This is a genomic window from Lentibacter sp. XHP0401, from assembly GCF_025751535.1.
Lineage (GTDB): Bacteria > Pseudomonadota > Alphaproteobacteria > Rhodobacterales > Rhodobacteraceae > Lentibacter.
Genome location: NZ_JAOWLC010000001.1, coordinates 263,632 through 289,231, shown reverse-complemented (window position 1 = coordinate 289,231; position 25,600 = coordinate 263,632). Strand labels below are relative to the sequence as shown.

The 25,600-nt window shown below is 59.8% G+C and carries 26 protein-coding genes; 4 read left to right on the top strand and 22 right to left on the bottom strand.

Annotated elements, in window-relative coordinates:
* Positions 1 to 95: 95 nt before the first annotated feature.
* Positions 96 to 1,304 (bottom strand): N-acetylmuramoyl-L-alanine amidase, encoded by a 1,209-nt coding sequence (locus OE750_RS01525; RefSeq protein WP_263760640.1) that lies wholly within the window; start codon positions 1,302 to 1,304, stop codon positions 96 to 98.
* 45 nt (positions 1,305 to 1,349) lie between these two features.
* Positions 1,350 to 2,501 (bottom strand): pyridoxal phosphate-dependent aminotransferase, encoded by a 1,152-nt coding sequence (locus OE750_RS01520; RefSeq protein ID WP_263760638.1) that lies wholly within the window; start codon positions 2,499 to 2,501, stop codon positions 1,350 to 1,352.
* A 102-nt stretch (positions 2,502 to 2,603) separates the two neighbouring features.
* Between OE750_RS01520 and OE750_RS01515 the strand changes: the two genes are divergently transcribed.
* Genes OE750_RS01515 through OE750_RS01505 form a run of 3 tightly spaced genes read left to right on the top strand, consistent with a single transcriptional unit; the run spans position 2,604 to position 5,100 of the window.
* Complete coding sequence (locus tag OE750_RS01515; RefSeq protein WP_263760636.1) at positions 2,604 to 3,887, top strand: M48 family metalloprotease; 1,284 nt, start codon at positions 2,604 to 2,606, stop codon at positions 3,885 to 3,887.
* Positions 3,884 to 4,633 carry a DsbA family protein gene (locus OE750_RS01510; RefSeq protein WP_263760634.1) on the top strand — a complete coding sequence of 250 codons (750 nt, stop codon included), beginning with the start codon at positions 3,884 to 3,886 and terminating at the stop codon, positions 4,631 to 4,633. The genes OE750_RS01515 and OE750_RS01510 overlap by 4 nt, the downstream gene beginning before the upstream one ends.
* Positions 4,630 to 5,100: a disulfide bond formation protein DsbA gene (locus OE750_RS01505; RefSeq protein ID WP_263760632.1), complete on the top strand. Its 471-nt coding sequence runs from the start codon at positions 4,630 to 4,632 to the stop codon at positions 5,098 to 5,100. The genes OE750_RS01510 and OE750_RS01505 overlap by 4 nt, the downstream gene beginning before the upstream one ends.
* On the opposite strand, the gene ispG is transcribed toward OE750_RS01505, so the two are convergent.
* The 3 genes from ispG to hemA form a co-directional block, all read right to left on the bottom strand.
* On the bottom strand, positions 5,097 to 6,224 hold the full coding sequence (ispG, locus tag OE750_RS01500; protein WP_263760630.1) for a flavodoxin-dependent (E)-4-hydroxy-3-methylbut-2-enyl-diphosphate synthase: 1,128 nt from the start codon (positions 6,222 to 6,224) through the stop codon (positions 5,097 to 5,099). The genes OE750_RS01505 and ispG overlap by 4 nt on opposite strands.
* A gap of 74 nt (positions 6,225 to 6,298) precedes the next feature.
* A complete protein-coding gene (locus tag OE750_RS01495; RefSeq protein ID WP_263760628.1) occupies positions 6,299 to 7,861 on the bottom strand; it encodes a helix-turn-helix domain-containing protein in 1,563 nt (520 codons plus the stop codon).
* Positions 7,862 to 7,977: 116 nt separating this feature from the next.
* The gene (gene hemA / locus OE750_RS01490; RefSeq protein ID WP_263760626.1) at positions 7,978 to 9,201 is read right to left on the bottom strand and encodes a 5-aminolevulinate synthase; all 1,224 of its coding nucleotides are present in this window, start codon (positions 9,199 to 9,201) and stop codon (positions 7,978 to 7,980) included.
* A 253-nt stretch (positions 9,202 to 9,454) separates the two neighbouring features.
* Between hemA and OE750_RS01485 the strand changes: the two genes are divergently transcribed.
* Positions 9,455 to 10,831: a dipeptidase gene (locus tag OE750_RS01485; protein WP_263760624.1), complete on the top strand. Its 1,377-nt coding sequence runs from the start codon at positions 9,455 to 9,457 to the stop codon at positions 10,829 to 10,831.
* 167 nt (positions 10,832 to 10,998) lie between these two features.
* Here OE750_RS01485 and cysE read toward each other — a convergent pair whose 3' ends face one another.
* The 17 genes from cysE to OE750_RS01400 form a co-directional block, all read right to left on the bottom strand.
* Positions 10,999 to 11,814 (bottom strand): serine O-acetyltransferase, encoded by an 816-nt coding sequence (gene cysE, locus OE750_RS01480; protein ID WP_263760622.1) that lies wholly within the window; start codon positions 11,812 to 11,814, stop codon positions 10,999 to 11,001.
* Between the two features lie 149 nt (positions 11,815 to 11,963).
* Complete coding sequence (locus OE750_RS01475; RefSeq protein WP_263760620.1) at positions 11,964 to 15,872, bottom strand: glycoside hydrolase/phage tail family protein; 3,909 nt, start codon at positions 15,870 to 15,872, stop codon at positions 11,964 to 11,966.
* Positions 15,872 to 16,318: an NlpC/P60 family protein gene (locus OE750_RS01470; RefSeq protein ID WP_263760618.1), complete on the bottom strand. Its 447-nt coding sequence runs from the start codon at positions 16,316 to 16,318 to the stop codon at positions 15,872 to 15,874. Before OE750_RS01470 ends, OE750_RS01475 begins: the two co-directional genes overlap by 1 nt.
* The gene (locus tag OE750_RS01465) at positions 16,315 to 17,205 is read right to left on the bottom strand and encodes a DUF2163 domain-containing protein (protein ID WP_263760616.1); all 891 of its coding nucleotides are present in this window, start codon (positions 17,203 to 17,205) and stop codon (positions 16,315 to 16,317) included. Before OE750_RS01465 ends, OE750_RS01470 begins: the two co-directional genes overlap by 4 nt.
* Positions 17,205 to 17,837 carry a DUF2460 domain-containing protein gene (locus tag OE750_RS01460; RefSeq protein WP_263760614.1) on the bottom strand — a complete coding sequence of 211 codons (633 nt, stop codon included), beginning with the start codon at positions 17,835 to 17,837 and terminating at the stop codon, positions 17,205 to 17,207. The genes OE750_RS01465 and OE750_RS01460 overlap by 1 nt, the downstream gene beginning before the upstream one ends.
* A gap of 10 nt (positions 17,838 to 17,847) precedes the next feature.
* The gene (locus OE750_RS01455) at positions 17,848 to 18,507 is read right to left on the bottom strand and encodes a phage tail tape measure protein (protein WP_263760613.1); all 660 of its coding nucleotides are present in this window, start codon (positions 18,505 to 18,507) and stop codon (positions 17,848 to 17,850) included.
* Entirely contained in the window at positions 18,504 to 18,701 is a 198-nt protein-coding gene (locus OE750_RS01450) for a rcc01693 family protein (RefSeq protein ID WP_263760611.1), read from the bottom strand. The genes OE750_RS01455 and OE750_RS01450 overlap by 4 nt, the downstream gene beginning before the upstream one ends.
* Positions 18,691 to 19,023 (bottom strand): gene transfer agent family protein, encoded by a 333-nt coding sequence (locus OE750_RS01445; protein ID WP_263760609.1) that lies wholly within the window; start codon positions 19,021 to 19,023, stop codon positions 18,691 to 18,693. Before OE750_RS01445 ends, OE750_RS01450 begins: the two co-directional genes overlap by 11 nt.
* The gene (locus tag OE750_RS01440) at positions 19,023 to 19,442 is read right to left on the bottom strand and encodes a phage major tail protein, TP901-1 family (protein ID WP_263760608.1); all 420 of its coding nucleotides are present in this window, start codon (positions 19,440 to 19,442) and stop codon (positions 19,023 to 19,025) included. The genes OE750_RS01445 and OE750_RS01440 overlap by 1 nt, the downstream gene beginning before the upstream one ends.
* Positions 19,443 to 19,468: 26 nt before the next feature.
* Positions 19,469 to 19,882, bottom strand: a complete 414-nt coding sequence (locus tag OE750_RS01435) for a DUF3168 domain-containing protein (RefSeq protein ID WP_263760606.1) — start codon at positions 19,880 to 19,882, stop codon at positions 19,469 to 19,471.
* Positions 19,879 to 20,217, bottom strand: a complete 339-nt coding sequence (locus OE750_RS01430) for a head-tail adaptor protein (protein WP_263760604.1) — start codon at positions 20,215 to 20,217, stop codon at positions 19,879 to 19,881. The genes OE750_RS01435 and OE750_RS01430 overlap by 4 nt, the downstream gene beginning before the upstream one ends.
* Positions 20,214 to 20,813 carry a head-tail connector protein gene (locus OE750_RS01425; RefSeq protein ID WP_263760602.1) on the bottom strand — a complete coding sequence of 200 codons (600 nt, stop codon included), beginning with the start codon at positions 20,811 to 20,813 and terminating at the stop codon, positions 20,214 to 20,216. Before OE750_RS01425 ends, OE750_RS01430 begins: the two co-directional genes overlap by 4 nt.
* A gap of 138 nt (positions 20,814 to 20,951) precedes the next feature.
* On the bottom strand, positions 20,952 to 22,133 hold the full coding sequence (locus OE750_RS01420) for a phage major capsid protein (RefSeq protein WP_263760600.1): 1,182 nt from the start codon (positions 22,131 to 22,133) through the stop codon (positions 20,952 to 20,954).
* A gap of 34 nt (positions 22,134 to 22,167) precedes the next feature.
* On the bottom strand, positions 22,168 to 22,722 hold the full coding sequence (locus tag OE750_RS01415; protein WP_263760598.1) for an HK97 family phage prohead protease: 555 nt from the start codon (positions 22,720 to 22,722) through the stop codon (positions 22,168 to 22,170).
* A gap of 20 nt (positions 22,723 to 22,742) precedes the next feature.
* Positions 22,743 to 23,045, bottom strand: a complete 303-nt coding sequence (locus tag OE750_RS01410) for a hypothetical protein (RefSeq protein WP_263760596.1) — start codon at positions 23,043 to 23,045, stop codon at positions 22,743 to 22,745.
* Positions 23,038 to 24,222 (bottom strand): phage portal protein, encoded by a 1,185-nt coding sequence (locus OE750_RS01405; RefSeq protein WP_263760594.1) that lies wholly within the window; start codon positions 24,220 to 24,222, stop codon positions 23,038 to 23,040. Before OE750_RS01405 ends, OE750_RS01410 begins: the two co-directional genes overlap by 8 nt.
* 112 nt (positions 24,223 to 24,334) lie before the next feature.
* Complete coding sequence (locus tag OE750_RS01400; protein ID WP_263761188.1) at positions 24,335 to 25,594, bottom strand: terminase large subunit domain-containing protein; 1,260 nt, start codon at positions 25,592 to 25,594, stop codon at positions 24,335 to 24,337.
* Positions 25,595 to 25,600 lie beyond the last annotated feature (6 nt).

The following is a 25,600-nucleotide window of genomic DNA, read 5'->3' as shown; positions in this document are numbered from 1 at the left end:
CCTGATGCGCGCGCCCTGTCTATACGCCCACGGCGCGGTGAGGTCAAAATCAACTGACGGTGAGTTTGGGCCGGTTTTCGCCAGTTCTTCCCGTTTCATTGCCGCACCACGCCGCGCACGGCTTCGTCGGCGATAATCCAGGCCTGAATACCGTCGCGCAGCCCTTCGGCCATGCTGCGCCGCCATGTTGCATTGATAATATTGGTGAAGTCACGGTCGCTTGAGAGAAAGCCTATCTCGAGCAAAACAGAGGGGATATCAGCGGCCTTGAGCACCGAAAAAGCCGCTGCGCGATATGGCCTGCGGTTGAGCGGCGCGCCTTTGCTTTCGAGCCCGCCGATGATGGCACGGGCGAGGCGTTCGGTGCGCGGCTCGGTTTCCTGACGGGCCAGATCAAGCAGCACGTCGGCGACAATGTCATCCTGTCCGCTGAGATCGGTTCCGGAGAGCAGATCGGCGCGGTCGTGGCGCTCTGCCAGAAGGGCCGTGGCCTCATCGGTGGCATCATCTGCAAGGGTATGAACCGTCGCACCATGGGCGCGGCCTTCAGCCAAAGCATCGGCATGAAGCGAGATAAACAGATCGGCCCCTGCCTGATGGGCCATGGCCACACGGCGCTCGAGCGACACAAAGCTGTCATCGGTGCGGGTGAGCAGCACATCGACAGCGCCGAGGCGGCCAAGTTCTTCGGCGATTTCACGTGCGAAGGTGAGCATGAGGTCTTTCTCTGTCTGTCCGTCGCGCGAAGCCCCCGGATCGATACCGCCATGCCCCGGATCAAGCACGACAAGCACACGGTCATTGGCTTTAGGCGGCGCAGGCGCGAGCGGCTCGGGCCAGAGATCGCCCTTGGGCGGGCCAGACTGCGCCGCAAAGGCCTCGGGAGTTGATTTCTTGAGGCGCACGACGAGCTCCGCCTGCCCTGTATCGGCGTTGCGTGTCATTTGGGCGGAGTCCAGAGCATAGGGCGCGGCCAGTTCGGCCACCATACGCGACCATCCCGGCCGGAAACCGCCAAAGCGCAACTCCCTCATGGCCGCAGCCTCGCCAAAGGCCTTTTCAGTGACACCCGACCAGTCAACTTCGCGAAAATCAAGCACAAGGCGCTGTGGCGTATCAAGCGTGTAGACGCGGTATGGCACGGGCTGGCTAAGCGCGAGTGTGAGCGTGACTGTTTGCCTGCTTTGCCGCAGCCCGCTTGCCTCGGTATCAACCCGCGCAAGGCCCGAGAGCGACTGTGCAACCGCAATCCCGCCCCAAAGGAGCGCAAAGCCGAGAGTGATCGCTGCGAAAAGTCTGCTCATGAGTGCCTGTTTCTTTTGCCTGTGACTATAGCGGCAAGCCCGCCCTCAGGGAAGCGGCGATTGGGAGAAATAAGCTATGAGGCGCGAAAGGCCATCGCTGATTTCGCTTGTGGAGCGTGCATAAGACAGCCTGAGCGTTGTGTGGCCGCGGACCGGGTCAAAATCCATGCCCGGCGTCACGGCAACGCCCGCTTTGGCAAGAATATCGGACGCCAGCGCGCGGCTGTCATTGGTGATGTGGCTGACATCGACATAGATGTAAAACGCGCCATCAGGCGGGGCGAAATTGCTCAGGCCCGCCTTGGGAAGTTCGGCAATCATCATCGCGCGGTTGGCTTTGTAGACTTCAAGGTTGGCCTCAAGCTCATCGGTGCAATCAAAGGCTGCGAGAGCGGCAACCTGACTGGCGTGTGGCGCACAGATAAACATGTTTTGCGCCAACCGCTCGATGAGGCGGATATGATCCTCGGGAACAACCATCCAGCCGACACGCCAGCCTGTCATGGAGAAATACTTGGAAAACGAGTTGATGACATAGCAGTCATCCGTGAGTTCAAGCGCTGAAACAGCCTCGCCCTCGTATTCGATGCCTTGGTAGATTTCATCCGAGATAAAGCTCGTGCCTGCAGCGACGCAGGCATCAATGAGCGCTTGCATCGCTTCGCGGCTGAGCATTGTGCCTGAAGGGTTGGCGGGCGAGGCAACGAGCAAACCATCAAGCCCCTGCCCCGCAAAGTCACTTGGCACCGGCTGGAAGCGGTTTGCGGCAGATGTGGGCAGACCCACGGGCACGGTATCAAGCGCTTTGAGTATCTGGCGGTAGCTTGGATACCCCGGCTCGCCAAGACCAACGCGTGCACCTGCGTCAAAGAGCGCTGTGAAAGCGAGGATAAACGCGCCGGAGGAACCGGAGGTTACAATCACACGCTCGGGGTTGATTGTAACGCCGTGCTTGTCTTTGTAGTGCTGCGCAATGCGCGCGCGCAACGCGGGCAGGCCGAGCGCAACAGAATAGCCCAGCGGAGACTCTTCCATGGCCAGCGCCAGTTGGTCACGCGCGCCTTTCGGGGCAGCGGTGCCAGGTTGGCCGACTTCCATGTGAATAATCGAACGGCCAGCAGCTTCGGCGGCTCGCGCCTCTTCCATCACGTCCATCACAATAAAGGGATCAACCGTGCCGCGCCTTGAAATCCGCATGACTTTCCTCCTAGTCTCTGTGAACGCTTTCTACGGGGTCATTCGGTAAGGTCAATGCGCAGCGCTTTGAAAACCAGTCTTCTGTCGGCTTTCTTGCTGTTGTTGGCAGGCCCTCTCCTTGCAGCCTCTCTGCTGCGCGATCCCGACATCGAGCACAGCCTTAAAGAGCTGGCAAAGCCCGTGCTCAACGCAGCAGGCCTGCCCGCGGGGCGCATGAAAGTGCTGGTGGTGGATGACAACGCACTCAATGCCTTTGTGATCGACCGGGACCATATCTTTATTCACGCGGGCCTACTTCTCAAGCTTACCACGGCTGAACAGTTGCAATCGGTCATTGCCCATGAGGCGGCGCATATTGCCAACGGGCATATCGCTCGGCGCACGGCCAATGCACGCGCGGCACAAACCCTTGCCGGCTTTGGTATGGCGCTAGCAGCAGCTGCGGCGGCCACGGGCAGTGCAGATGCGGGCGCCGCCATCGGTATTGGTATGCAAAGCTCGGCGCAGCGCTCGTTTTTCTCTCACACCCGCTCGGAAGAGGCTTCGGCAGACCAATCAGCTATCCGCTATCTCACCCGCGCAGGTGTTGACCCTCAGGGCTCTGTCGAGGTGATGAAAATCTTTGCAGGACAGGAGCTTTTGAGCACAGGACGCCAAGACCCTTACGCACGCTCGCACCCTCTTTCGCGCGACCGCCTGCGCGCTATGGAAGCGGCAGCCGGCGCATACAAAGGCCGCTTTGCACCCGATAAAACGGCAAATTACTGGTTTGAACGCGCGCGCGGCAAGCTTGGCGCGTTTTACCGCGCTCCCAAATGGACTCTCAGCCGCGCAGGCGAGAGCGGACACAAAGACATTGAACTGATGCGCAAAGCGATTGCCTGGCACCGCTCGGGCAAGGGCAACGAGGCTTTGCGCGCGATGAACACGCTTGTCAGCGCCGCTCCTAGCGACCCCTATTTACACGAGCTTCACGGACAGATCCTGCTGGAGCGGCGGCAAATGCAAGCCGCAGTCGGAGCCTACGGGCGCGCCGTCAAACTTGCTCCGCGAGATGCGCTTATTGTCGGGCAATATGGCCACGCCCTTCTTGTGTCGGGCAGTCCGAAAGCCGCATTGCCACATCTTGAGCGCTCGGCCAACCTTGAGCGCCGCGATGCGCGGGTGCTGCGCGATTTGGGGGGCGCCTATGCCCAACTTGGCAACAACGGCATGGCCTCGTTGCTAACATCGGAGCGCTATGCGCTGCAAGGTCGGCCGAAAGATGCCACCATACATGCCAAGCGCGCGCTTGGCCTCCTCAAACGCGGTTCTCCCGGTTGGCAAAGGGCACAGGATGTGCTCTTAGCAAGCGAAGCCGCATCGAATTCACGGAGAAAGAAATGATGAAATCCACAGCTGCCCTCGCCCTTGCAGCAAGTCTTGCAACAACGCCTTTGGCTGCGTTCGACCTTACCGATATGAACGAGGGCGAACGCGATGCGTTTCGTCAAGAGATCAGAGCCTATCTGCTTGATAACCCTGAAGTTATCATGGAAGCCGTGGCCGTTCTTGAAGAGCGTCAGGCCGATGCGCAGGCCCAGAATGACAGTGACCTGGTGCAAGCCAACGCAGACGCGCTGTTTAACGATCCGAACTCGTTTGTCGGCGGCAACCCCGAGGGTGACCTGACGCTTGTCGAGTTTGTCGACTATCGCTGCGGCTATTGCCGAAAGGCCCATGACGAAGTGGCGCAGCTGATCGCTGCTGACGAGAATATCCGTTTCATTGTCAAGGAATTCCCGATTCTGGGGGAGGCCTCAGAAGTCTCCTCACGCTTTGCGATTGCGACCAGAATAGTGGAAGGCGATGAAGCCTACGCGAAGGTCTCCGAAGCGTTGATCATGCTGAAATCGGGTGTTGAAATTCCTGTTTTGCAAGGGATCGCTTCTTCGCTTTCTCTGGATGGGGATGCGATCCTTGCCAAGATGTCGAGTGACGAAGTGACAGCCGTGATTGCCGAAAATCGAGCTCTTGGCCAGCGGTTGGCGATTTCGGGCACACCGACATTTGTGATGGGCGATCAGGTTTTGCGCGGCTATATGCCGCTCGCACAGATGCAGGAGATCGCAGAAGCACTCCGCTCGGAATGATACGGTTTGTTCTTGTGGCTTGGGTTGCTTTTTCAGCGCCCGCTCTGGCTGAAACAGACATGAGGGCGCTCTCTGACGGAGAGCGCCTTTTGCTTGGTGAAGAGGTGCGTGCCGTTTTGCTGGAGCACCCCGAAATTGTCGAGCGCGCGCTCAACCCCTCACTCTATGCCGATGATATCGCCTCTGATCTGGAGCTGATTGCCGCCCATGCAGAAGCGCTGTTTGCCAACAAGAGTATCGCCCTTTTTGTCGGTGAGGATTGCCCTGATTGTGAGCGCGCTGCGGCTGAGCTGGCCGCTTTAAGCAATGCGCGAGGTTTAAGCGTTAACACGCTGACTCTCGAAGATAACCCTGATCTTCGAGATGCACTGCAGATAGACACATTGCCGTTTTATGTACTGCCGGAACTCATGCTGCGCGGCGCGATGCCTGCGCCTGTGCTGGAGCGTTTCCTGGACAGGCTCTAAGAGGCGTCAGCCTCTGCCGCATCAATTTCGGCAGCGCGCTTTTCGACCAGCTCGACGATGTGCTCGACCATATCCTGATTGCCGAGCTTGTGGTCCTGCTTACCAGCAACATAAACCATGCCTGTGCCTGCGCCAGAGCCGCCACCTGTGAAACCGACGTCTGTCATCAGGGCCTCACCCGGTCCATTGACGACACAGCCGATGATCGAAAGGCTCATAGGCGTTTTGATGTGCTCCAGACGCTTTTCAAGTGCTTCAACCGTTTTGATCACATCAAAACCCTGCCGCGCGCAGGACGGACAGGAAATGATATTCACGCCACGGTGGCGCAATCCGAGAGATTTGAGGATTTCGTAGCCGACTTTAACCTCTTCAATCGGGTCTGCGGAGAGCGACACGCGGATCGTGTCACCGATCCCCATCCAGAGCAGATTGCCCATACCGATGGCTGACTTGATCGTGCCCGAGGTAAGCCCGCCCGCCTCGGTGATACCAAGGTGAATGGGTGCATCGGTGGCTTCGGCGAGTTGCTGATAAGCAGCGGCGGCCATGAAAACATCAGAGGCTTTGACCGAGATTTTGAATTCGTGAAAGTCGTGGTCTTGCAGGATTTTGATGTGGTCAAGCCCGCTTTCAACCATGGCATCGGGGCATGGCTCACCGTATTTGTCGAGCAAGTGGCGCTCTAGGCTGCCTGCGTTTACGCCGATGCGGATCGAGCAGTTGTGATCGCGGGCGGCGCGGATGACTTCGGCCACGCGCTTTTCATCGCCGATATTACCCGGGTTGATCCGCAAACAAGCCGCGCCCGCTTCGGCGGCTTCAATCCCGCGTTTGTAGTGAAAGTGGATATCAGCCACGATGGGCACGGGGCTTTCGCGCACGATCTCTTTGAGCGCTTTGGAACTGGCTTCGTCAGGCACAGACACGCGAACGATATCGGCCCCTGCCTCCGCCGCCGCCTGCACCTGCGCAATGGTGGCGCGCGCATCGGTCGTGAGCGTATTGGTCATCGTTTGAACCGAGATCGGGGCATCACCTCCTACAGGCACATTGCCCACCATAATCTGGCGGCTCTTGCGGCGATAGATATTGCGCCACGGGCGAATAGGATTAAGCGACATGTCGGCCTCACAGTTTTGAGGGGTAGGTTTAGCTAGTCACATAGGGAGTAACGCTGCGCTCTGCAATGTATCGCTTAGTCGTGCAGCACGCCAAAGGCGCCTTCCGAGTCAAGCTGTGCCACTGCGCGGGCCAACGGCTCGATGGTTTCCCAATCGGCCAGACCAAGTTCGGCGGTGACATTTTCAGCCGTGAGCGCAAGATTATCAGCAATGGCCCCGCGTGCGCCGTAGGGGCCATAGGTGTTGCCATTGGCTGCAAAGTAAACAGCGCCTGCATCACCTGCGCGGATAGTCGCGGGCTCTGTTGTTTGCGGTACGGTGTAAAAATCGCCCGGCTGCATGACGGCTTCATGCAGGATCGTGCCATTTGCCGAGCGCACCCGCAACCAGACTTCACGGGTTGCTATAACTGTGACAACATCTTGCTGCTGTTCGAAAACTTGAGGCACAGCAGCCGTCTCTGTCGGAAGCTCTGCGCCCAAGCTGGCAAGGGCAATCGACAAATCGTTGTCGCGTGCGATGTTGGCTTCGGGCAATGCAGCCGCCAGATCGGCAGAAGCCAGTGAAAAACCTTCGGTGATAGAGCCACGCGGGCCTGTCGGCCCGAGCATTTTTCCGTCAACGACATAGTAAATCGAGCCGCTTTCGCCCACACGAATGGTCGGTGCTTCCAGACCTTCGGATTGAGGCACATCAAATGTATCCCCCGCATCGAGAATGCCACTGAAAAGCGTTTCACCCTCTGCACTGCTGATCCGCACCCAAGCAGGCCGTGCCGCCACAACTTTCACACCATTCGCCAGATCAGCCGAAAGACCTTGAGCGCTTCCAAGGGTTGGTGCTGTTCCAGCTTCCGGCAGGCTTGCAAATGTGCCGAGTTCTTCAGGGCGCAGCGTCGAAATCGGAGCATCACGCGCCACAAGCACAGGCACATCAAGCGCCTGCGGACGGTAAAGCCTGTCAAAGCCGTCAGCCGCAGCCCTCAGTTCGGGGCTACTTTCGCCAAGAGCGGGCGTAATATTTTGTTGCGCTTGTTCAAGCGGATCAAGATCTGCCAGAACATCAGGTGTGTTTTCAACGGGGGCAAGCTGCACGCGTTGCACTTCATTGAGCACAGTCCAGCCACCGAAACCGAGCGCGCCAACCAGCGCGACAAGCACCAGAACCGAGCCTATTGCACCGGGCTCGATGCGAGAAAAGAATGTTTCGGCACCAGGGGCAAAGGGCGTTGCGCCTTCAAACATCGGGTCACGCGGCTCGCGTTTCTTCTGTTTGCTGGGCAGAGCGTCCTTACGCACCGAAGAGGCTGCTTCGGACATACCGTGGGCTGTCGTGAAGCCGCTCTCGGCGGAAAAGGCCGCAAAGGCTCGGTCAGGGTCCATCCCGAGGTAACGCGCGTAAGACCGCACGTAGCCCGCGATGAAACCCGGTGTGTCAAAAGCGTGAGGGTCGGCATTCTCGATCGCCGCGATATAGCTGGCTTTGATACGAAGTTCGCGCTGAACATCAAGCAGGGATTTACCCATAGTAGCCCGTTCGCCGCGCATGATATCGCCAAGTCGCAACTCGAAATCGTCAAACCAGCGTGGTTCGGCGTTCTCACTTGCATCGCTGCGCTTGCTTTTGCGCCTGATCATGCGTGCTGCCCCTACTCGTGCTCGCTTATAGCGAATCGTGCTGCCATTGCAGCAACTTGCCCTTTTATTTGGGCTTTTCTAGCATATCGCAATAGAGATTGCACGAAACAGTGCGTTCAGCCCGCCAACTCGGCACGATTCAGCGCACAATGCGACCACAGTTCATCCATTGCTTTGATCAGCTTGTCCATCTCCTCGGGCCCATGCACGGGGGACGGAGTAAAGCGTAAGCGCTCGGTGCCCCGCGGCACTGTCGGGAAGTTGATCGGCTGAACATATATACCGTGATTTTCAAGCAGCATATCCGATAGAGCTTTGGTGTGCACAGGATTGCCAACCATGACCGGAACGATATGGGAGCCGTGATCGATGATTGGCAGTCCCAGCCCCTTGAGGCGCAACTTGAGTTTAGCGGCCTGCTCCTGATGCTTCTTGCGCAAGTCCTGATCGCGCTTGAGGTGAGCCACAGAGGCGGCCGCCCCTGCGGCGATGGCAGGTGGCAGGGAGGTTGTGAAAATAAAACCCGGTGCGTAAGAGCGGATCGCATCGCACATCTTGTAAGAGGCCGCGATATAGCCGCCCATCACACCATAGGCCTTTGCCAATGTGCCGTTGATGATGTCGATACGGTGCATCAGGCACTCTTGCTCGGCAACCCCGGCGCCACGAGGGCCATACATGCCGACAGCGTGCACTTCGTCGATATAGGTGAGCGCGCCGAATTCGTCAGCCAGATCACAGATCTCCTTGATGGGGCCGAAATCGCCGTCCATCGAGTAAACCGATTCGAAGGCAATCAGTTTCGGAGCGTCGGGATCATCTGCTTCAAGCAGCTCGCGTAGATGCGCCAGGTCATTATGGCGGAAGATACGCTTGGCCCCTCCGTTGCGGCGCACACCTTCAATCATCGAGGCGTGGTTAAGCGCGTCGGAATAGATGATCAAACCGGGGAAAAGCTTGGGCAAAGTGCTCAGCGTTGCATCATTTGCAATATAGGCGGAAGTGAAGACAAGCGCCGCTTCCTTGCCGTGCAAATCGGCCAATTCGGCCTCAAGGCGCTTGTGATAAACGGTCGTGCCGGAAATGTTGCGTGTGCCGCCTGAGCCTGCCCCTGTTGCTTCAATCGCCTCATGCATGGCGGCCAAAACTGCGGGGTGCTGGCCCATGCCAAGGTAATCGTTGCCACACCAGACTGTGATCGGCGCCTCGGAGCCATCGGGTTTGCGCCAAGTTGCATGAGGGAACTGGCCATTCTTGCGCTCGATGTCGATGAAGGTTCTGTAGCGGCCCTCTTCGTGAAGTTTGTTCAGCGCTTCGTCGAGCTTGGCAGAATAATCCACGCGCGATCCCCTTTTGGTCTCTTGTATTTTTCCGTTTGTCGGCAACTGGCTGTGCAGAATCCCGTATTCACATTACTGAATAACACTACGAGACGCTACCCTTGAACAACAGGTTACATTTTGCCGCGCTTTTTTGTTTGACCCAGATCAATAAAACCGGCCTTTTTGTTATATCTTTTCACGGCTGGACATTACCGCACCCAAGGTTACGTTTACCCGAACCAATCCCCCAAACCAATCCAAGGACAACGCCATGTCTCTCAAAGACGTTCTCAACCAGATCGACACAAACCTGCCCGAAGCCACCGACCGTCTACTTGAGCTGTTGCGTATACCTTCCGTGTCAACCGACCCAGCTTTTGCCGAACATTGCCAGACAGCCGCCGACTGGCTTGTCGCCGATCTTGAAAGTATCGGGGCAAAAGCCACCAAACGCCCTACACCGGGTCATCCGATGGTTGTTGGCCATGTCGAGGGCGACGGGCCGCACATCCTGTTTTACGGACACTATGATGTGCAGCCGGTAGATCCGCTCAATCTCTGGGATCGTGACCCGTTTGACCCCGCAGTAGAAGAAACCCCCGCCGGCCGTGTGATCCGCGGGCGTGGATCTTCGGACGATAAAGGCCAGCTCATGACCTTTGTCGAAGCCTGCCGCGCATGGAAAGAAGTGAACGGCACCCTGCCCTGCCAGATCACCTTCTTCTTTGAGGGAGAAGAGGAAAGCGGTTCGCCCTCGCTTATTCCGTTTATGAAAGACAACGCGGACGAACTGAAAGCCGACATCGCCCTCATCTGCGACACAGGCCTGTTTGAAAGCCGCGTCCCCGCGATTATCACGATGCTGCGCGGGCTTGCGGGGGTCGAAGTTGAAATCACCGGCCCCGACCGCGATTTGCACTCCGGCATGTATGGCGGCCTCGTGCGCAACCCTCTGCATGTGATGGCAAGGATCATTGCTGGCTTGCATGACGAAACGGGGCGTATCACCTTGGATGGCTTCTATGACGGTGTGCCCGAACTTTCAGACGAGATCCGCTCCCAATGGCAGGCGCTCAGCTTTGATCATACCAGGTTTCTCGGTGATGTCGGACTGACAGAACAAGGCGGTGAGGTTGACCGCACTCCGCTTGAAAAGCTCTGGTCACGGCCCACCTGCGAAGTCAACGGGATGTGGGGCGGCTATACAGGCGACGGCTCAAAAACCGTGCTGCCAAGCAAAGCCCACGCCAAGTTCACCTTCCGCCTGGTCGGGCAACAAGACCCGGCCAAGATCGTCGCGGCACTCAAGGCATACGTCGAGGCTTCCGTACCGTCCGACTATAAGGTCAGCTTCAAAGGCGACAAAGGCGCGCCCGCGGCGCAGATGTCAGTTTCGCACCCCGCGTTCGAGCAGGCCCGCAAGGCACTGTCCGATGAATGGCCCGATGCGGCCGCTTATGTGGGCTGCGGTGGCTCGATCCCGATTGCGGGCTTCTTCAAGGATATCCTCGATATGGACGCGATGCTCATCGGCTTTGGCAAGGATGACGACCAAATCCACTCACCCAACGAGAAATACGACATGGAGAGCTTTCACAAAGGCATTCGTTCCTGGGCACGTGTGCTGGAAGAAATGACACAGGCCTAACCTCAGCCTACCCCATACAAAAACGGGGCAGCAGGAGATACCTTCCTGCTGCCCCGCAAAAACGCCCATGCCTTTCTTTTTGCCCTAAATATCCCGGGGGTTTGGGGGCTGGCCCCCAATAAACAAACCTGTGTGCCGCAGGCACCCCTTTGGATCAGCGACAAAGCTCAGTCGTCAAACCCGCGTTCAATCACCTGGTTCATGGTTTGAGAAGGCGTCGCACAGCCCGCTTCGCCAACGATCCGCGCCGGAACGCCAGCGACTGTTTTCTTGGCAGGGATATCCTGAAGCACAACAGAGCCCGCCGCGATCCGAGAGCAGTTGCCGACCTTGATGTTGCCGAGCACTTTCGCGCCAGCGCCAATCAGAACCCCATCGCCAATCTTGGGATGGCGGTCTTCCTCTTCCTTGCCGGTGCCGCCGAGCGTAACCGAGTGCAGCATCGAAACATTGTCGCCCACAACAGCGGTTTCACCGATAACAATCGAATGTGCGTGATCGATCATGATGCCCTTACCGATCCGTGCTCCGGGATGAATATCAATCCCGAAGGCCTCCGAGCTGCGCATCTGGAAGAAATAGGCGAGGTCTCTATGCCCTTCGCGCCAAAGCCAGTTGGAAACACGATAGGCCTGCACCGCCTGAAACCCTTTGAAGAACAGGATAGGCTGCAAAAAGCGGTGGCAGGCGGGGTCACGGTCATAAACCGCGACAATATCTGCCCGTGCACTCATCGCAAGATTATCATCGCCGCCATAGGCTTCATCACAAATTTCGCGCAAAATTTGCTCCGACATCTCGCTTGAAGCGAGCTTCGTCGAAATACGGTAAGCCAGCGCCTTTTCAATCGAGCTGTGGTGCAGAATGCAGGCGTGGACCAGGCCGCCCAAGAGCGGCTCGGCTTTCACGGCCTCTTCGGCCTCATCGCGAATTTGCGCCCAAACAGGGTCAAGCTTGGCGAGGTTGGTTTTAAGCTGGGCCATGGCGGTCTCCTTTGCGCTTGCATAACATGCATATAGGAAACCGTCCGCTCATGACAAACGCAATTCCGTGAGGCGCGCTATGCAGGGGCACAGAGAAAAGGCGGCCGAGGTTTCCCTAAGCCGCCCCGTTCGCAATCACCTGCCACTGGTTAGGCGCTCACATCGCCATGTGTAAAAGCACCCGCGCCATAAACGCCCGATATCTGCGCAACGGACAGCGTGAAGCCTGCGCCCGCCCCATCTGCTGCCGCCTGTGCGGCAGAATAGCTCCAGTTCGGTGTAGCAACGATGCTTTCACGCAGCACCACACCCCCAGCGCTCACCCGCACGAGATAGCTTTCACTGTCTTCACCGAGCGGCACATCGAGAAGCTCCCAGCTGTCCGCACCGATACGCGACCGTCTGATCCAGCTGGCGCTATAGCCGACAGCATCTTGCGCGAGGTTCAAATGGCAAGGGCTCAGCGGCCTCAAACCCACGCCGTCAAAGGCCGCCGACATGCCCGTATAAGATGGGTCATCATAGGGCCGGCTCGCAGGACCAACACGATAAAACCGCTCCAGCCCGCGCTCGGACGCCTGCAAACCCACTTGCTCTGGCCTCCCGTCGAGCAGCACAAAATAGCTTCCAGCGGGCCAGCTTTGCGGCTGCCACGCATCGCTGCCAAGTTGCCCACGCAACAGCCGCGTGAGTGTATAGGTTTTCTCGGCCACCAGATCGGCGTTCTGGAATTGCACCAGCTCCCAGTTTTCGGGGCTGCCATCGCCAATAGCTGCAAGGTTGCTCCCGTTCAGCATCGCAAGCTCGCTCACTGAGGCGAGGGTTCCCGAAGTGAGGCGCACACTCACATTTGAACCTCGGTCATAGAGCCCGGCGCAGGCCGCCGTGAGCGGTGTTTCCAGAACACCCACAGTGCTGCGCGCTGTGACGAGTCTGTCAAACCGGTAGCCCTCCCCGTCGCTTGAAGTATAAAGCGCGGCACTTCCGGGCCATGGCTCGGCTGTCACTGCCAAATGCGGCGCATGGGGCGCTTCATCACCGCGCATCAGTGGCAAATCCAGAAACGGCGGAAAGACCGGCACAGGCGGTGTGAACCCCGGCATGAGCGGCGCATCTTCGGCCACATCAACGGGGTTGTATGTTTCCGGCTCGATCCGCACGCCTTCGACGATCTGCTCACGACCGATCTCGACACGGTCCACACGAATAAGCTGCGCACTTCCCTCGTGGTTCAGCCGCAAGACATCCCCCGCCGCCACATCAAGCCTTGAAGGCGGCAGTGCAAAGCGCAGGGTGTCGCGCGCCACCCGCGCTTCCGAGAGCCAGCGCTCGACAATCTGGCGCCCGCTGCCGCGGCGCATCACCAAGGGTAGTTCAGAAACCGCCACAGCCTGCGTGGCTTGGTCAGGCAGCACGGCTTCCTCGGCGATTGTCTCAAAGTCAGCACCGCTCTGGATAAACCGCAGCCGCACACGCCCCATCAACTCGGCCTCCGAGGCACGCAGCCGCTCCACATCGGCCTCAAGTTCTTCGCTCAACGCAACGGCGCGGGCATCCAGGCTCGTATCTTCGCGTCCTTCGCGCATCAGGAACACAAGCGTTCCGTCACGCTCCACGGCGTCAAAGCCGTAAGCCAGCATAAGAGGCTGAAGCGAAGCGCGCGCCTCCTCGACCTGCCCAACGGCATAGCCCTCAACCACCCCCTTGAGATCGCTCACATCATAAGCTGTTAGTCCGGCACGCTCGCATAGCTCCGCCACAACCGAAGACAGCGCACGCGACGAAGCCCGCCCGGTGATCCAATGCCCGCGTGCATAGTTGCCGGCATCGCTCCAAACCGCCTCAAGCGCGGGGAAGTGCGGGTAAGGCCGCGCATCCCATGCCCAGACAAAGGCGCGGCTCATGTCAAGCATCGGCGCGTTATACTCCACAGACACAGGGTTGTTCTCCGCCCGCGCCCAAAAGCGGTGCATCGCGCGCAGGTATTGTGCCTGCAGGTAGTCGTCGCGCCGCCCGTTGGAGTAATGCGGCAAGCTGCTTTCGCTGGATTTGGGGTCAAGGAACTTGTTGGGCTGGTTGGTGCCCTTATCAATCGCCGCACAGCCCAGCTCGGTAAACCAAATGGGCTTGGACTGCGGAATCCACTCCGTGGGTGTTTCCGAGCGCACGCCATTCACGCGCTCGTGGTGATCAGAGGACCACCAGTTTACAATGTCTTTGTAGCGCCAAACCCATGGCTCGGAATGCTCAGTATCCTCAATCGGCGTGCGGATCTGCGCCGCGCGCGCTTCGGGTGAGTGATAGAACCAGTCATAACCCTCGCCCCCCAGAATATTGGCCTCCAGATAGTCGAGGTTGTAGATCGAGCCATAGGCCTCATCTGCCTCGCCCTCTTCATCCCGCCAGTCACTCAGCGGCATGTAATTATCAATACCGATGAAGTCGATGTTCGCGTCTGACCAGAGCGGATCAAGGTGAAAGAGACGGTCGCCATTGTCATTGAAGCCGAAGTATTCCGACCAATCCGCGCAGTATCCGATCTTCACATTCGGGCCCAGAAGTGCACGCGCTTCGGCAGCCAAGCCCTTCAAAGCCGCCACAACCACGAAGCCTGTAGCGCCGCGAATTTTAGTCAACTCGCGCATCTCCGAGCCGATAGAAAAGCTGTCAACGCCTCCTGCCGCCGCGCAGAGTGCAGCGTTGTGCAGGATAAAGCGGGAGTAGGACCACTCGTCTGGCCCCGAATATGTCACAGCCCCGTTGGCAACGGTAAAATCGCTCGCACAGGCCATGCCGAAAAACGCCGCCACCTCGCCGTCTGCCATCGCCGTCCCGTCAGAGCTGCTGCTCTGTCCCGGCGCGCTGGAGAGCGTGATGCGCCCGCGCCAAGGGAAGGCAGGCTGGCCCATATCGCCTGTGTAAGGGTCTGTTAGCGTATTTTCCGCAAGCTGGTCCATCAGGATAAACGGATAATAGAGCACCTCAACGCCCTGTTCATGCAGATGCGTGATCGCCTCGATGACAGACTGATCTGATGGTGTGCCGCCATAGACAGGCCGCGCCGTGCCATCCCGCGGCACTTCCTCAGCTATGGCCCGCGTCAGCCCCGCCACCTGCCATGGCATCTCCGTGCCGTCATGTTGCTTTTGCTCAACCCTGGGGCGCAGCTCACACTCACCACAGCGCAAATCCCCACCAAACCAGCTCACAATCAGCGAGCTTGCTTTAAGGTTGGGCAACTCGGTCATCATACGCTCGGTCGCCACACGAAAATCAGCCTTACCCGCAGGTGTATTCACATTTGCCAAAGCGGCCTGCCCCACACCGTAGTCATAGCGCACGGGGGTTGTGGCTAGCGTGTATTCCCCACTGCCGGGCATCATAGCCACAGCCTGAACAACATGGGCCATGTCTTCGTCCGCGTCGTCCAAGTGTGCTTGCGTAGGTCGCATCACCTCAAACTCGAACTGCGGCACACGGTTGCCAAAGCGCTCAAGCCCAAGCTCTTCCAGCACAACATAGGCCGTGCCACGGTAAGCAGGCACTTGCCCTGCGCCCTCCACGGCCTCCATCTTCGGGTCCGGCATCTGGTCAGGCAAGCCGCGATAAACGCGCATCCCGAGGCTCTCTGGGTCAACCTCAAGCCCATCAGCCCAAACACGGCCCACGCCCGAGATCACCCCCTCACAGAGCGCAATCGCCATGCTCACGGTGTAGCTGAACTGGCTCGTTTTCGGGCTGGAGGAAACACCTTTGCCGCCTCCAGTCGTGGTTACGCTCTCGGCAAATTGCGTCGCCCAGATCACATGGCCCGCAACCCGCATCCGCCCGTAAACCTGCGCCACAGGGTCGCCTTCGCCCGCAGAGGTAAGGCGAAAACGTTCAACGCGGCCATGTTCGACAACATCAGAGCCTTGCCCCATAACGCTCTGGTCAATCGCGCGGCCAAGGCTGGCCCCCGCGAAACGGCCCACAGCAGCCATCGAGAGGCCCAGAACCGAGCCGCCCACAGAGCCGCCAATCGCAGCGCCTGCTGCCGAAAGAAGAATGGTTGCCATCAGGAGACCTCCTCAGAAAAACGAAATGAAGCCACAACGCGGCGCTGCCATGGGGTCGTCAGCGGGCTTTCCAGCACCGCATGCCCCGAATAGGCGTGAATGAATTTGGGTGCAGAGCCAGACGCCGACATGATGCCGAGGTGCTTGGCAACTCCGCCGCTGCGCATCCGGAACAAAAGAATATCCCCCGCCTCGGCCTGCGCCACCTGCACAGGGATCAGGTGCCGCTCGGCGGCCTGCCAAAGCCGTTCTTCCCCCTGCGGCTCCGACCAGTCGGGCGTATAAGCTGGCACGGCCTCGGGCTCCTCGCCGTAAATCGCACGCCAGACACCACGCAACAGGCCAAGGCAGTCTGTTCCAATGCCCTTCACAGCCGCCTGATGATGATAGGGTGTGCCGATCCACGCGCGCGCCTCTCTCACCGCTTGCTCTGCCACATCGCTCATGAACGTCTGCTCCCGCCGCCTGTCTGCCCCGCGCTTTGGGGCTGCACCGCAAGCCAAGTATCGCCCGGAATATCAGGAAAACCTTGAAAATTCAGAAGGTTGATGAATTTCGTACGGCAGGTCTGCATACGTTTGTCGCATCCCGCCACAAGGCGGATCAAATCCCCCGTAGCAATCCCCGCGCGCATCGGATGCCAAAGCTCGATCACGCGCGCTTCACCCTCGAAGTAATCGCGCTTCACAATGCCCTTGAGGCCCGCGCACTCTCCGCTCACCCCCTCAAGCGTGCCAAAGGCAAACCACGCCGGCTCGAAACCCGTCATCTGCTCAAACCGAAAGACGCGGCCCTCCTCGACAACCTCGACCGCGCGCGCGTCAAAATAGCCCTCAGCGCTGGCGTCAAACCCGCAGCTAGCATCGCCCAAAACAGCGGTGCAGGGCTTCTGGTAAACCCGCCCTACAGGACGCCCCAAAGCCTCGGTCAGCCCGCGCAGCTCGGCGTGAAACGCGCCCTTGCCGCGCCGAATCTCGCCAATCGTGCCGCGAAACATAAGATGGCGGGCGCTCACATCGGCCCAATTCACCAGCCATGATGACACCTCGGCCCCGTCATAGCGCCCGGCCTCGATATCGGCCTCGCTGATGCTTGCATCACTCAGCGCGCCCATGGTCTCGGTGTTGTCGACAGACAGCCCTGTTGCTTGCTGTAGCGTCGCAGTGCTCATCCCCGTATCGGCGCGGAAACCGATGCCCTCAAAGGCCAGCGCCTTGTCGTGGTCGGTAAAGCCCATCACCGTGCCGTCTTTCCGCGTCAACGCCCAACAGCGGCAGATGGTCGTGCAGCCTGTCTGCAAATGCGCGAGCAGCGCGCCCTTCACGCCGCCCATCAGACCCGAAGCTCCACAACAGGCACGCCTGGTACTTCGCCCGCTTCAAACGTTGCCGCCGAAGCAACGATCTGATCGGTGTCAAAACGCACCGGCACATCAAAGTGAAAACCCGCCGTGATCTCTACATCGACACTCGGAGGGTGCATGAATGTCACCAGACCCGAGGTATAATCAACGGTAAAATCGATCCCTTCGCTCTGCTCATCGCCCGAAAGCCCAACTCGCAATGTGCCCTCAACAGGCTTGCTCACAGGGCGCGCATAGGTCTGCTCGCCCGAGCGATATACTTTCACAAGCTGAAAGACAGTTGTAACCTCATCGCCAACGGCGATCACCTCGTCCTCAAAATCGACCTCGCGCGAGGGCCGCCCCGTCTGAAAGTCCGTCCAGTCTTTCCAGCGAAAGCCGTGCATCCGCCCACGCCGCGCCTCGAAAAAAGCCAACACCGCTTCAATATCATCCATCGAGCGCAGCCCCATTCCCGCATCATAGCAGCGGCGTGAATGCTCCCAAGGCGTGTTGCGCTCCTCAAATCCGTTGGCAAGGCTCACCACATCGGTGCGCCGCTCGGGGCCACCAGACGAGCCGAAGCTCAGATTCGCTGGAAATCTAACCTCATGAAACTGCATGATTTTCTCCTTATCTGTTGCGGTTGCCACGGGCGAGCACCCGGCCCATTTGCGCCGCGATCTGGCTTTGCGAGCGGCGGAAGCTGTCGGCATCTGGGGTTGTGATGTTCATCACCACATTCACGGCGCGGCTCGCCTCGGCCTTCACACCCAGCTTACCGTCAGCCCCACGCGACAGAGGCATAATCGCCTCCGGCCCAGCCTCGCCCATAAGCCCCGTGCCGCCGCGCATGGGGAAGGTCACGGGGCTGTTCACCACACCGCCGTTGGCAAAGGGCATCACGCGCCCCTGCGCAAAGCTGCCGCCCTTCTCGAACGGAAATATCCCGCCCATCAGCCCGCCAATACTGTTGGCAATCAGCCCGCCAAAATGGTCGGTCACAGGCTTCACAGCGGCCGAATAGCTCGCGTTGATCATGGATTGCGCGACTGTTCCGAGCACATCGGAAAGTTTCATCCCGTCGAGAACAACGCCGTCGACCGCGCGCCTGAGCCCTCGGCTAAGCCCTTTCTCAAGCGTGGCAACCTCCTGCCCCGTTTCCGAGAAGCTGGCGCGCACGCGCTTCAACTCCGCATCAAAGCTCGCCGCCATACTCGCCGCCGCGCCAAGGCTCTGCTCCAGAGCATCCGCCTTCAGCTCCATGTCGTCCAGTGCATCAAAATCACTCATGTTTTCTCTCGTTCCTTGGTGTCTGGGTAAGCTTCAAGCAGCGCCTGAAGCCCGGTTTTATCCATCGGTCTGAGCTTGGCCTCCGGCCCCAGCATCAGCATCAGCTCCACTGGCGTCAGTGCCCAGAATTCGGCTGGCCTAAGGCCAAGGCGCGTGAGCGCCAGCCTCAGCAACTCGGCCCAGTCAAAGCGCATCCTGCCCCCCTTCGGGCAGCATAAACGCCCGCGCCAGAAGCAGAGCCGCCGCACGCGCTGCCGCCATGGGCCCGCCCTCGATCTCGACGCTGAGCAAGTCAGCCGAAGCCCCCTGCCAGCCACCGCCGCGCAGGCCCGCCACGATCAGCTTCATGACATCGCGGGTCGAAAAACTGCCCGCCTCAAAGCGGCCGACCAACTCCACCAGCGTGTCCGCGCCCATCGCGGCCTCAAGCTCGGCCAGCGCCCCAAGCGTAAGCTTGAGCACGCGGCGCTCGCCGTCCATGACGAGCGCCACTTCAGAGGCAAAGGGGTTGCCCATCAAATGCTCGCCGCCGTAAAGCTGAGCGCGCCTGCGGAATTGAGCGAAAGCTCATAAGTCGCCTCGCCGTTGTAGCTGCCCGAATACTCGATGGAGCCGACCTGAAACGCGCCTTCGATTGTGCCGAAATCGGGAATGATCACCTGAAAATCAGGCGTCTCGCCATCAAAGAAAATCTGGCGCGCGCGCTCGTCGCTTGCCGCGTCCTTGAACACGCCCGAGCCTGACAAAGATGCTGATTTAACACCCGCGCCGCCCAGAATTTCGCGCCAGCCGCCAGCGCTTTCAAGGCTGGTCACATCGACGCTTTCCGCGTTGAAGCTGAGGCGCGTGGCGCGCAGGCCTGCGATGGTTTCAAATAAGCCGTCACCTGTAAGGTCGATCTTGATCAGAAGTTCTTTACCGTTTTGAGCCGTCATAGAAAATCTCCAATGTTATCTGTTTGTTAGTTGTCGTCTTGCACGCGTGCGCGAAAGCGCAAGTCTATCCGTCGGGTCGCGCCCGTGCCCTCACGCGTGGCGCTCGCGCGGTCAAATCCGAGGTAGATGAGGCTCCCGCGCGACAGCACCAAAGGCGCATCCACAAGCACGTCGCTTACCTGCCCCGCCACCTCTTTGGCCGCCTGAAAGCCTGCGCTGTCCGTCACCACAGACACAGTGAACAAATGCAGCGCGCCGGCCCCGCTCTTGTCAGAGCTGTCGAGCACATTCTCAGGTCCAAGGGCCACATAGGTCGCAGGTAGGCTCCCCGAGGGGAGCGCATCATAAATCGCCGTTCCCACAAGGGCCGCAAGGTCCGCATCCGAAATCAGCGCCTGATAGACAGCCGCCTGAAGCGCTGAAGAAACACCATAGCTCATGCCACAACCTCCTCATCCGCCAGACAGGTCAGAAACCGCCCCGTCAGGTCATCTTCAACCACCGCTTTAATGCGAAAGACGCGCGCGCCTTCGACAAAGCGCTGTTCGGGCTTGGGGCGCATTTCCGAGCCATACGGAGCAGCCCGCAGGCGGATCTTGTATGTCACCTGCGCCAGCGGCACGGCCTCGCCCTGCGTTTCGCGCCCCGTGCGCGCGCTCACTTCGGCCCAAAGCGTGCCAAAGGGCTGCCAAGTGATCGTGAAGCCCCCCGCTCCGTCAGGCACGCGCACAGGGCTTTCCAGCACAAGCTGGCGGTTCAGCATCGGCACGCTCATTGCCCCGCCCCCGCAAAAAGCCGCACGGTGCGGTAACGCTCGATAAGGGAACTCACCCCAAAGGGCATATAACCTTCGCCCATGCTGGTCTCGTTGCGGTATTCGTAATAATACGCCGCCAGCAGCAGCACTGCCTGCCCCAGATCAGCGGGCAGATTGTCCCACCTCGGCCCAAACCCCGCACGAAAGCCGATGCGCACCGCGCCACCCGTCGGTACAGCAGGCAGAACACCCGCCACAGGCTTCACCCGCGGGCGCTGCAGATCTTGTTCAAGGCTGTAAAAATTTTCCGCCAAAGGGCTTTCAACACCCGTGCGGTTCACAAACACAACCTCGATGAGCGCCGTCACAGGCGCTACAGGCAAGGCTTGCCCCATATCATCGCGCCAGGCGTTGAGCGTCCAGGAAAAGTCGCGCTCGATCAGTATCTTGCCGGTGCGCGCCTCGATGGCAGACATGGCCGCGCGCAGAAAGCTGACAAGCACAGGCTCTTGCAATGTGTCTTCCGTAAAGCCCGTGCCAAGGCGCAAATGCGCTTTGAAGGCGTCCACTGGCAAGGCCTCGCTCGGCACTGCGGTTTCTTCAATTAACATCATGGAGTCTCTCCAAAGTTTACGCCTCCGAAACGCGCGCGACGCCTGTGTTACCTTGGGCGGAGGGGACAGCTCGGCAACACAGATGAAAGCGCCGCGCGCCAGAGAGAGGCAGAATGTCCGCCTCTCTCTTTCTGCGGCTTAAGACGTGCCGAATTTCAGCAGCTTGATCGCTGCAAAATCGCTCACATCGCCGCCCACACGCTTGGTTGCATAGAAAAGCACATGCGGCTTGGCGCTGAACGGGTCGCGCAGCACGCGCAGGTCGGGGCGCTCGGCCACGGTGTAGCCTGCGTTGAAGTCGCCAAAGGCAATCGCCATGGCATCAGCGGCCACATCGGGCATGTCCTCGGCAATCAGCACAGGGTAGCCGAGCAAGCGCGCAGGCTCACCCGCCGCAAGACCGTCAGACCAGAGGAAGCGGCCGTCCGCGTCCTTGAGCTTGCGCACAGCGCCGGCTGTTTTGGAGTTCATGACAAACGAGGCATTGGCGCGATACTGCGCACCCAGAGCATAGACGAGGTCGATGACAGCTTCGCCGCCGTCAAAGTCACCCGCAACACCCGTGGCCACATAGCCAAGGTTGCCCCAGGTCCAGCTGTCGTTGTCCACAGTCGGGTGCGTGAGCATCCCCGTAGGCTTGTCCACACCGTTGCCGTTGATGAAGGCCGCCGCTTCGGAGCGGGCAAACTTGTTGGCAATACGGCCCGCGAGCCAGCCTTCGATGTCAAAGGCAGAGTCATCCAGCAAGCGCTGTGACGCTTTCGGCAAAGCCGACAGTTCGTGCAGCGGGATGGTGATACGGTCAATCTGCGGCGTGCCTGTCTCGCTTGACGGGTCGGTCTCTGTTGCCCAGCCAGCGCCCACATCGGAGTGGTCCACAAGCACGTCAAACGATGTCGCCTCGACGCGCACCACATTGGCAATCGCACGGATAGAAGACGTGCTCTCAAGCACCGAGCGGATGCTCTCGCTTGTCTCGGGGTCCACAAGATAACCGCCGTCAGCGGCCACAGCCGATGACATCGCCTTGCCCTCAAGCTCAAGGCCGCGCAACCCGTCGTCATCCCCCGAACGCAGGTAAGCGTTAAAAGCCTTCTGATGCGGCGCATCAAGCTCCGCCGCACGGGCGAGATGGGGGCGGTTGTGTGTCTGTGTCTTACGATCAAGCATGGTCAGTCGCTCTTCCTGTTGTTTAAGTCGTTTCGCAATGTCGCTCTGAAAGCCGCTGAATTCGCTCATGAAATCATCAGCTGCCGATTTCGTTTCAGGCGCGGAAGGCACAGCTTCCCCGGCCCGAGCCGTAGCTTGGGTGTCACTCATGCAGAGTTTCCTTTCTGGTTACTGTTTCAGCGCGTCAGTCTTGCGCCAGCTCTTGGCGCGCATCCCTGATGGCCGCCGCCATATTGCGCAGGGCGTCCGCGTGAAGGCTTTCGCCCTTCGCACCCACCCGCGCACTGGGCAACATCGGGAAGGTCACAAGCGACACTTCCCAAAGTTCCAGTTCCGTCAAGAGCCGCTGGCCCTTGTCATTCTTTGCCGCCTTTTTGGTGCGGTAGCCAATAGAGAGGCCGTCAATCGCGCCCGCTTCAATCAGCGCCGCCGCCTCGCGGCCCTTCTGGGTGCTATCGAGCAGGCGGCCCTTCACATAAAGCCCGCGGGCATCCTCGCGCACCTCATCCCAGATGCCGATGGGTTGGGCAGGGTCATGTTGCCAAAGCATCTTCACGCGCCGCCCATCTGCCGCAAGCGCCTTGAGGCTCGCCGCATAAGCGCCCTTGGCGACAACATCACCGCCCTGATCGCAGGCACCAAACAGGCTGGCATACCCCTCAATCTGGCTGCCCTCGGTCACGGTAATCTCTTCACCAAGTCGGCAGAATTTTGTTTCAATATCAGCCTGATAACTCATTTTCTTCTCCTAAAATCCGTTCAGCCGTGCACAAGATTGCCCTGCATCACAAACGACATGAACCCACCGATGATCGCCGCGATGATCAGCCAGACCAGCCGCGCGATATGCCCGTCGATCTTGTCGAGCCGTGTGTCGATCTGGTTAAAACGCGCGACCATAAACTTGCGCTTCTCCTCACTCACCGCGCGCTCCGTCTCCATCGCAGCGACGCTCAGCTCAAGCGAGGTCAGCCGCCGCTCGATATGGCGCAGCATCGCGCGGTAGCCCTCATAAGGCAGCATCGCCTCAAGCGCCTCCTCGGGGGGGCTCAGGTCACTCATCCGCGTCGCCTCCGAGCGCTGGCAAGCCAAGCAAAACCCGCTTTTCAGTGTCACTCAGAAAGGCCGCCCCACTCACCCGCGCCCATTGCGCATCGCGCTCCGCTGCCAAAGCTGGCACTTGGTCAAGATCGGGTTTCAGCTCGAAGCGCTCTGCCGAATGTTGCCCCAGCCAGTCGGCCAGCTTCGCCGTGACTCTTGCCGCCAGCGGCAGCACAGTCAGGCGGTAGAACGCTCGGTTCGCCTCTTGATAGTTCGCATAGGTCGCATCGCCCTGAATGCCGAGCAACATCGGCGGAACCCCAAACGCCAGCGCAATCTCGCGCGCGGCGGCGTCCTTGGTCTTCTGGAATTCCATGTCCGAAGGAGAAAACCCCATCGGCTTCCAGTCAAGCCCGCCCTCCAGCAGCATAGGCCGCCCCGCATTGCGCGCGCCTTGGTAATTGGCCTCCATCTCACTCACGAGGCGGTCATACTGGTCCGCACTGAGGCCGCTCTGCCCATCGGCCCCGCGATAGACAATCGCCCCCGAAGGCCGCGCGGCATTGTCCAGAAGCGCCTTGGTCCAGCGCGAGGCCGCATTGTGCACATCCACTGCCTGCGCCGCCGCCTGCATGGGCGAAAAGCCGTAGTGGTCGTCCTGCGGGTGAAAGTTGCGGATGTGGCAGATCACAGGCGCGCCTTGCCCGATGTGAAAGCGGTGCTTCTTGCCGCCCACAGCGTAATCATAAGCCACAGGCCAGCCGTCAGACCCGGGCACAAGGCTCATACGGTCACTGCGCAAAACATGCAGCTCCAGTGGCAAGCCGTCGTCGCCAGCCACCGCTTCGATATAGGCATCCCCCGTCAGCAAAAGCTGCCCGTAAAGCGCCTCCAGAAGCTCCGCACGCCCCTGCGCCATGTTGGGCTTTTTCAAAAGCTCCAAGGCAGGGTGCTGTTCATAGCGCCGCTCGGCATCCTGTAAAACAACAGGCAAGGCCGAGGCCGCTTCGGCGATCATCTTGACCGAACGAAAGCCCACTGGGTTGCCCGCAAAGCCCGTGCGCGTCAGGCTCTTTGTGTCACGAGGGCTCCAGGCCACGCGGCCAGAGGTCTGCCAAGCGACAACACCGCCCGCGGCGCTGGCCTTCTGCTGGGGGGCCGCAGGCTCCGTTTTGCGAAAGTAGTCAAATACCGTCATCTGGCACTCCTTATTTATTCAGCAATTACTTTATTTTGCAACTCAAACTTCAAGTTATGCTTGAGGCGGCGTTTGAAAGGAAAGATGAATGAAAAGGTTTAAGAACTCTTAACTAGAGCGTGCGCACCTGCGGGCTCATGTGAGACTTCGCAGGCAGGATCATCAGCTCCGTCAAAGCCCAGACAAGCGCGTCGGTGCGGTCGGGGCTGCCCTTGCCGTGAAAGCCGTGCAACGTGAGCTGGCACATCTCGTCTTCAAGCTGGCCCAACCCTGTGAAGTGGCTCACGCGCCCCTGCTCATACAGCGCCGCAATCGGCTCGGCGCGCGCCGACTTGCCCTTGGAGGCGTGAACTTTCCTGAGTGAAATCAAAGGGTCCACCTGACGGATCACCTGCTCCACCAGGTCACCCCCCTGATTGACTTCCGCCACCATCCGCTCGGCCTTCCAGCGGTGCATCGCAGCCACAGCAGCCTCGGCCCAAGCCATCGGGCTCGCACCCTCCACGCTCGCATCCTCCAGAACATAGGCGCGCCAGTCCTGCACCGGCCCTTTGGTGACCACACCCGCCACAATAATTCCGCAAGCATCCGAGCTGGCCGTCCCGCTCACGGGGGGATCCACCGCAACCACGATACGGCTCATCTCGGGCACCTCGCGCACCCGCGCCGCCTCAAGCCGCGCAGGCGTCCAGAGCGCGCCCTCGGCCTCCTCGATCAAGACCCCGTCAAGCTCCTGCCGTCCAAGCCGCGTGCCGGCGTATCTCGCTTGAACAGCAGCCAGGAACCCCTTGGCAAGGTTTGCTTTATTGGCTTCTGTTGGGGCGTGGGTCGTCACTGTGCCCTCGGCCTCCAGCAGCTCTTTGAGCAGCCCGATGTTGCGCGGCGTGGTGGTGATGCACACCTGCGGATGCGCGCCCAGACGCAGGCCAAACTGGAGCATATCCCAGGTTTCGCGCGCCTTCTTCCACTTGGCAAGCTCGTCCACCCATGCGGCGTCAAACTGCGGCCCGCGCAGCGCCTCAGGGTCATGCGCCGAGAAAACCTGCGCCACAGCGCCGTTGGGCCAAAGAAGCTGGCGACGGCTCGCCTGCCATTCGGGGCGCCGGTCGGGCGGAGAGCAGGCTAAAAGCCCGCTCTCGCCAAATACCATCACCTCGCGCACCTGCGCCACAGTTTCACCAACAAGCGCAATCCGCTTGCAGCGCCCCGCATCCTTTGGCCCCGCGCCTTCCACGAGGCTGCGCACCCATTCCGCACCCGCGCGCGTTTTGCCTGCCCCGCGTCCGCCCATGATCACCCAGTTGGTCCAGTCGCCCTCGGGCGTCACCTGATGCGGCATCGCCCAGAACTCGAACAGAAACGGCAGCGCCAGCAGCTC

What these genes read in the sequence shown, in the direction of transcription:
- OE750_RS01510 (WP_263760634.1), top strand. Translation starts at nt 3,884, where the DNA reads ATGATGAAATCCACAGCTGCCCTCGCCCTTGCAGCAAGTCTTGCAACA.
- OE750_RS01465 (WP_263760616.1), bottom strand. Translation starts at nt 17,205, where the DNA reads ATGGGCGGCGTGAAGGGCGCGCTGCTCGCGCATTTGCAGACAGGCTGC.
- OE750_RS01520 (WP_263760638.1), bottom strand. Translation starts at nt 2,501, where the DNA reads ATGCGGATTTCAAGGCGCGGCACGGTTGATCCCTTTATTGTGATGGAC.
- OE750_RS01430 (WP_263760604.1), bottom strand. Translation starts at nt 20,217, where the DNA reads ATGAGCGTGCCGATGCTGAACCGCCAGCTTGTGCTGGAAAGCCCTGTG.
- OE750_RS01485 (WP_263760624.1), top strand. Translation starts at nt 9,455, where the DNA reads ATGTCTCTCAAAGACGTTCTCAACCAGATCGACACAAACCTGCCCGAA.
- OE750_RS01505 (WP_263760632.1), top strand. Translation starts at nt 4,630, where the DNA reads ATGATACGGTTTGTTCTTGTGGCTTGGGTTGCTTTTTCAGCGCCCGCT.
- OE750_RS01460 (WP_263760614.1), bottom strand. Translation starts at nt 17,837, where the DNA reads ATGCAGTTTCATGAGGTTAGATTTCCAGCGAATCTGAGCTTCGGCTCG.
- cysE (WP_263760622.1), bottom strand. Translation starts at nt 11,814, where the DNA reads ATGGCCCAGCTTAAAACCAACCTCGCCAAGCTTGACCCTGTTTGGGCG.
- OE750_RS01450 (WP_263760611.1), bottom strand. Translation starts at nt 18,701, where the DNA reads ATGCGCTTTGACTGGGCCGAGTTGCTGAGGCTGGCGCTCACGCGCCTT.
- OE750_RS01415 (WP_263760598.1), bottom strand. Translation starts at nt 22,722, where the DNA reads ATGAGTTATCAGGCTGATATTGAAACAAAATTCTGCCGACTTGGTGAA.
- OE750_RS01410 (WP_263760596.1), bottom strand. Translation starts at nt 23,045, where the DNA reads ATGAGTGACCTGAGCCCCCCCGAGGAGGCGCTTGAGGCGATGCTGCCT.
- OE750_RS01440 (WP_263760608.1), bottom strand. Translation starts at nt 19,442, where the DNA reads ATGACGGCTCAAAACGGTAAAGAACTTCTGATCAAGATCGACCTTACA.
- ispG (WP_263760630.1), bottom strand. Translation starts at nt 6,224, where the DNA reads ATGTCGCTTAATCCTATTCGCCCGTGGCGCAATATCTATCGCCGCAAG.
- OE750_RS01420 (WP_263760600.1), bottom strand. Translation starts at nt 22,133, where the DNA reads ATGAGTGACACCCAAGCTACGGCTCGGGCCGGGGAAGCTGTGCCTTCC.
- OE750_RS01425 (WP_263760602.1), bottom strand. Translation starts at nt 20,813, where the DNA reads ATGATGTTAATTGAAGAAACCGCAGTGCCGAGCGAGGCCTTGCCAGTG.
- OE750_RS01470 (WP_263760618.1), bottom strand. Translation starts at nt 16,318, where the DNA reads ATGAGCGATGTGGCAGAGCAAGCGGTGAGAGAGGCGCGCGCGTGGATC.
- OE750_RS01455 (WP_263760613.1), bottom strand. Translation starts at nt 18,507, where the DNA reads ATGAGTGATTTTGATGCACTGGACGACATGGAGCTGAAGGCGGATGCT.
- OE750_RS01445 (WP_263760609.1), bottom strand. Translation starts at nt 19,023, where the DNA reads ATGGGCAACCCCTTTGCCTCTGAAGTGGCGCTCGTCATGGACGGCGAG.
- OE750_RS01495 (WP_263760628.1), bottom strand. Translation starts at nt 7,861, where the DNA reads ATGATCAGGCGCAAAAGCAAGCGCAGCGATGCAAGTGAGAACGCCGAA.
- OE750_RS01525 (WP_263760640.1), bottom strand. Translation starts at nt 1,304, where the DNA reads ATGAGCAGACTTTTCGCAGCGATCACTCTCGGCTTTGCGCTCCTTTGG.
- OE750_RS01435 (WP_263760606.1), bottom strand. Translation starts at nt 19,882, where the DNA reads ATGAGCTATGGTGTTTCTTCAGCGCTTCAGGCGGCTGTCTATCAGGCG.
- OE750_RS01475 (WP_263760620.1), bottom strand. Translation starts at nt 15,872, where the DNA reads ATGGCAACCATTCTTCTTTCGGCAGCAGGCGCTGCGATTGGCGGCTCT.
- OE750_RS01405 (WP_263760594.1), bottom strand. Translation starts at nt 24,222, where the DNA reads ATGACGGTATTTGACTACTTTCGCAAAACGGAGCCTGCGGCCCCCCAG.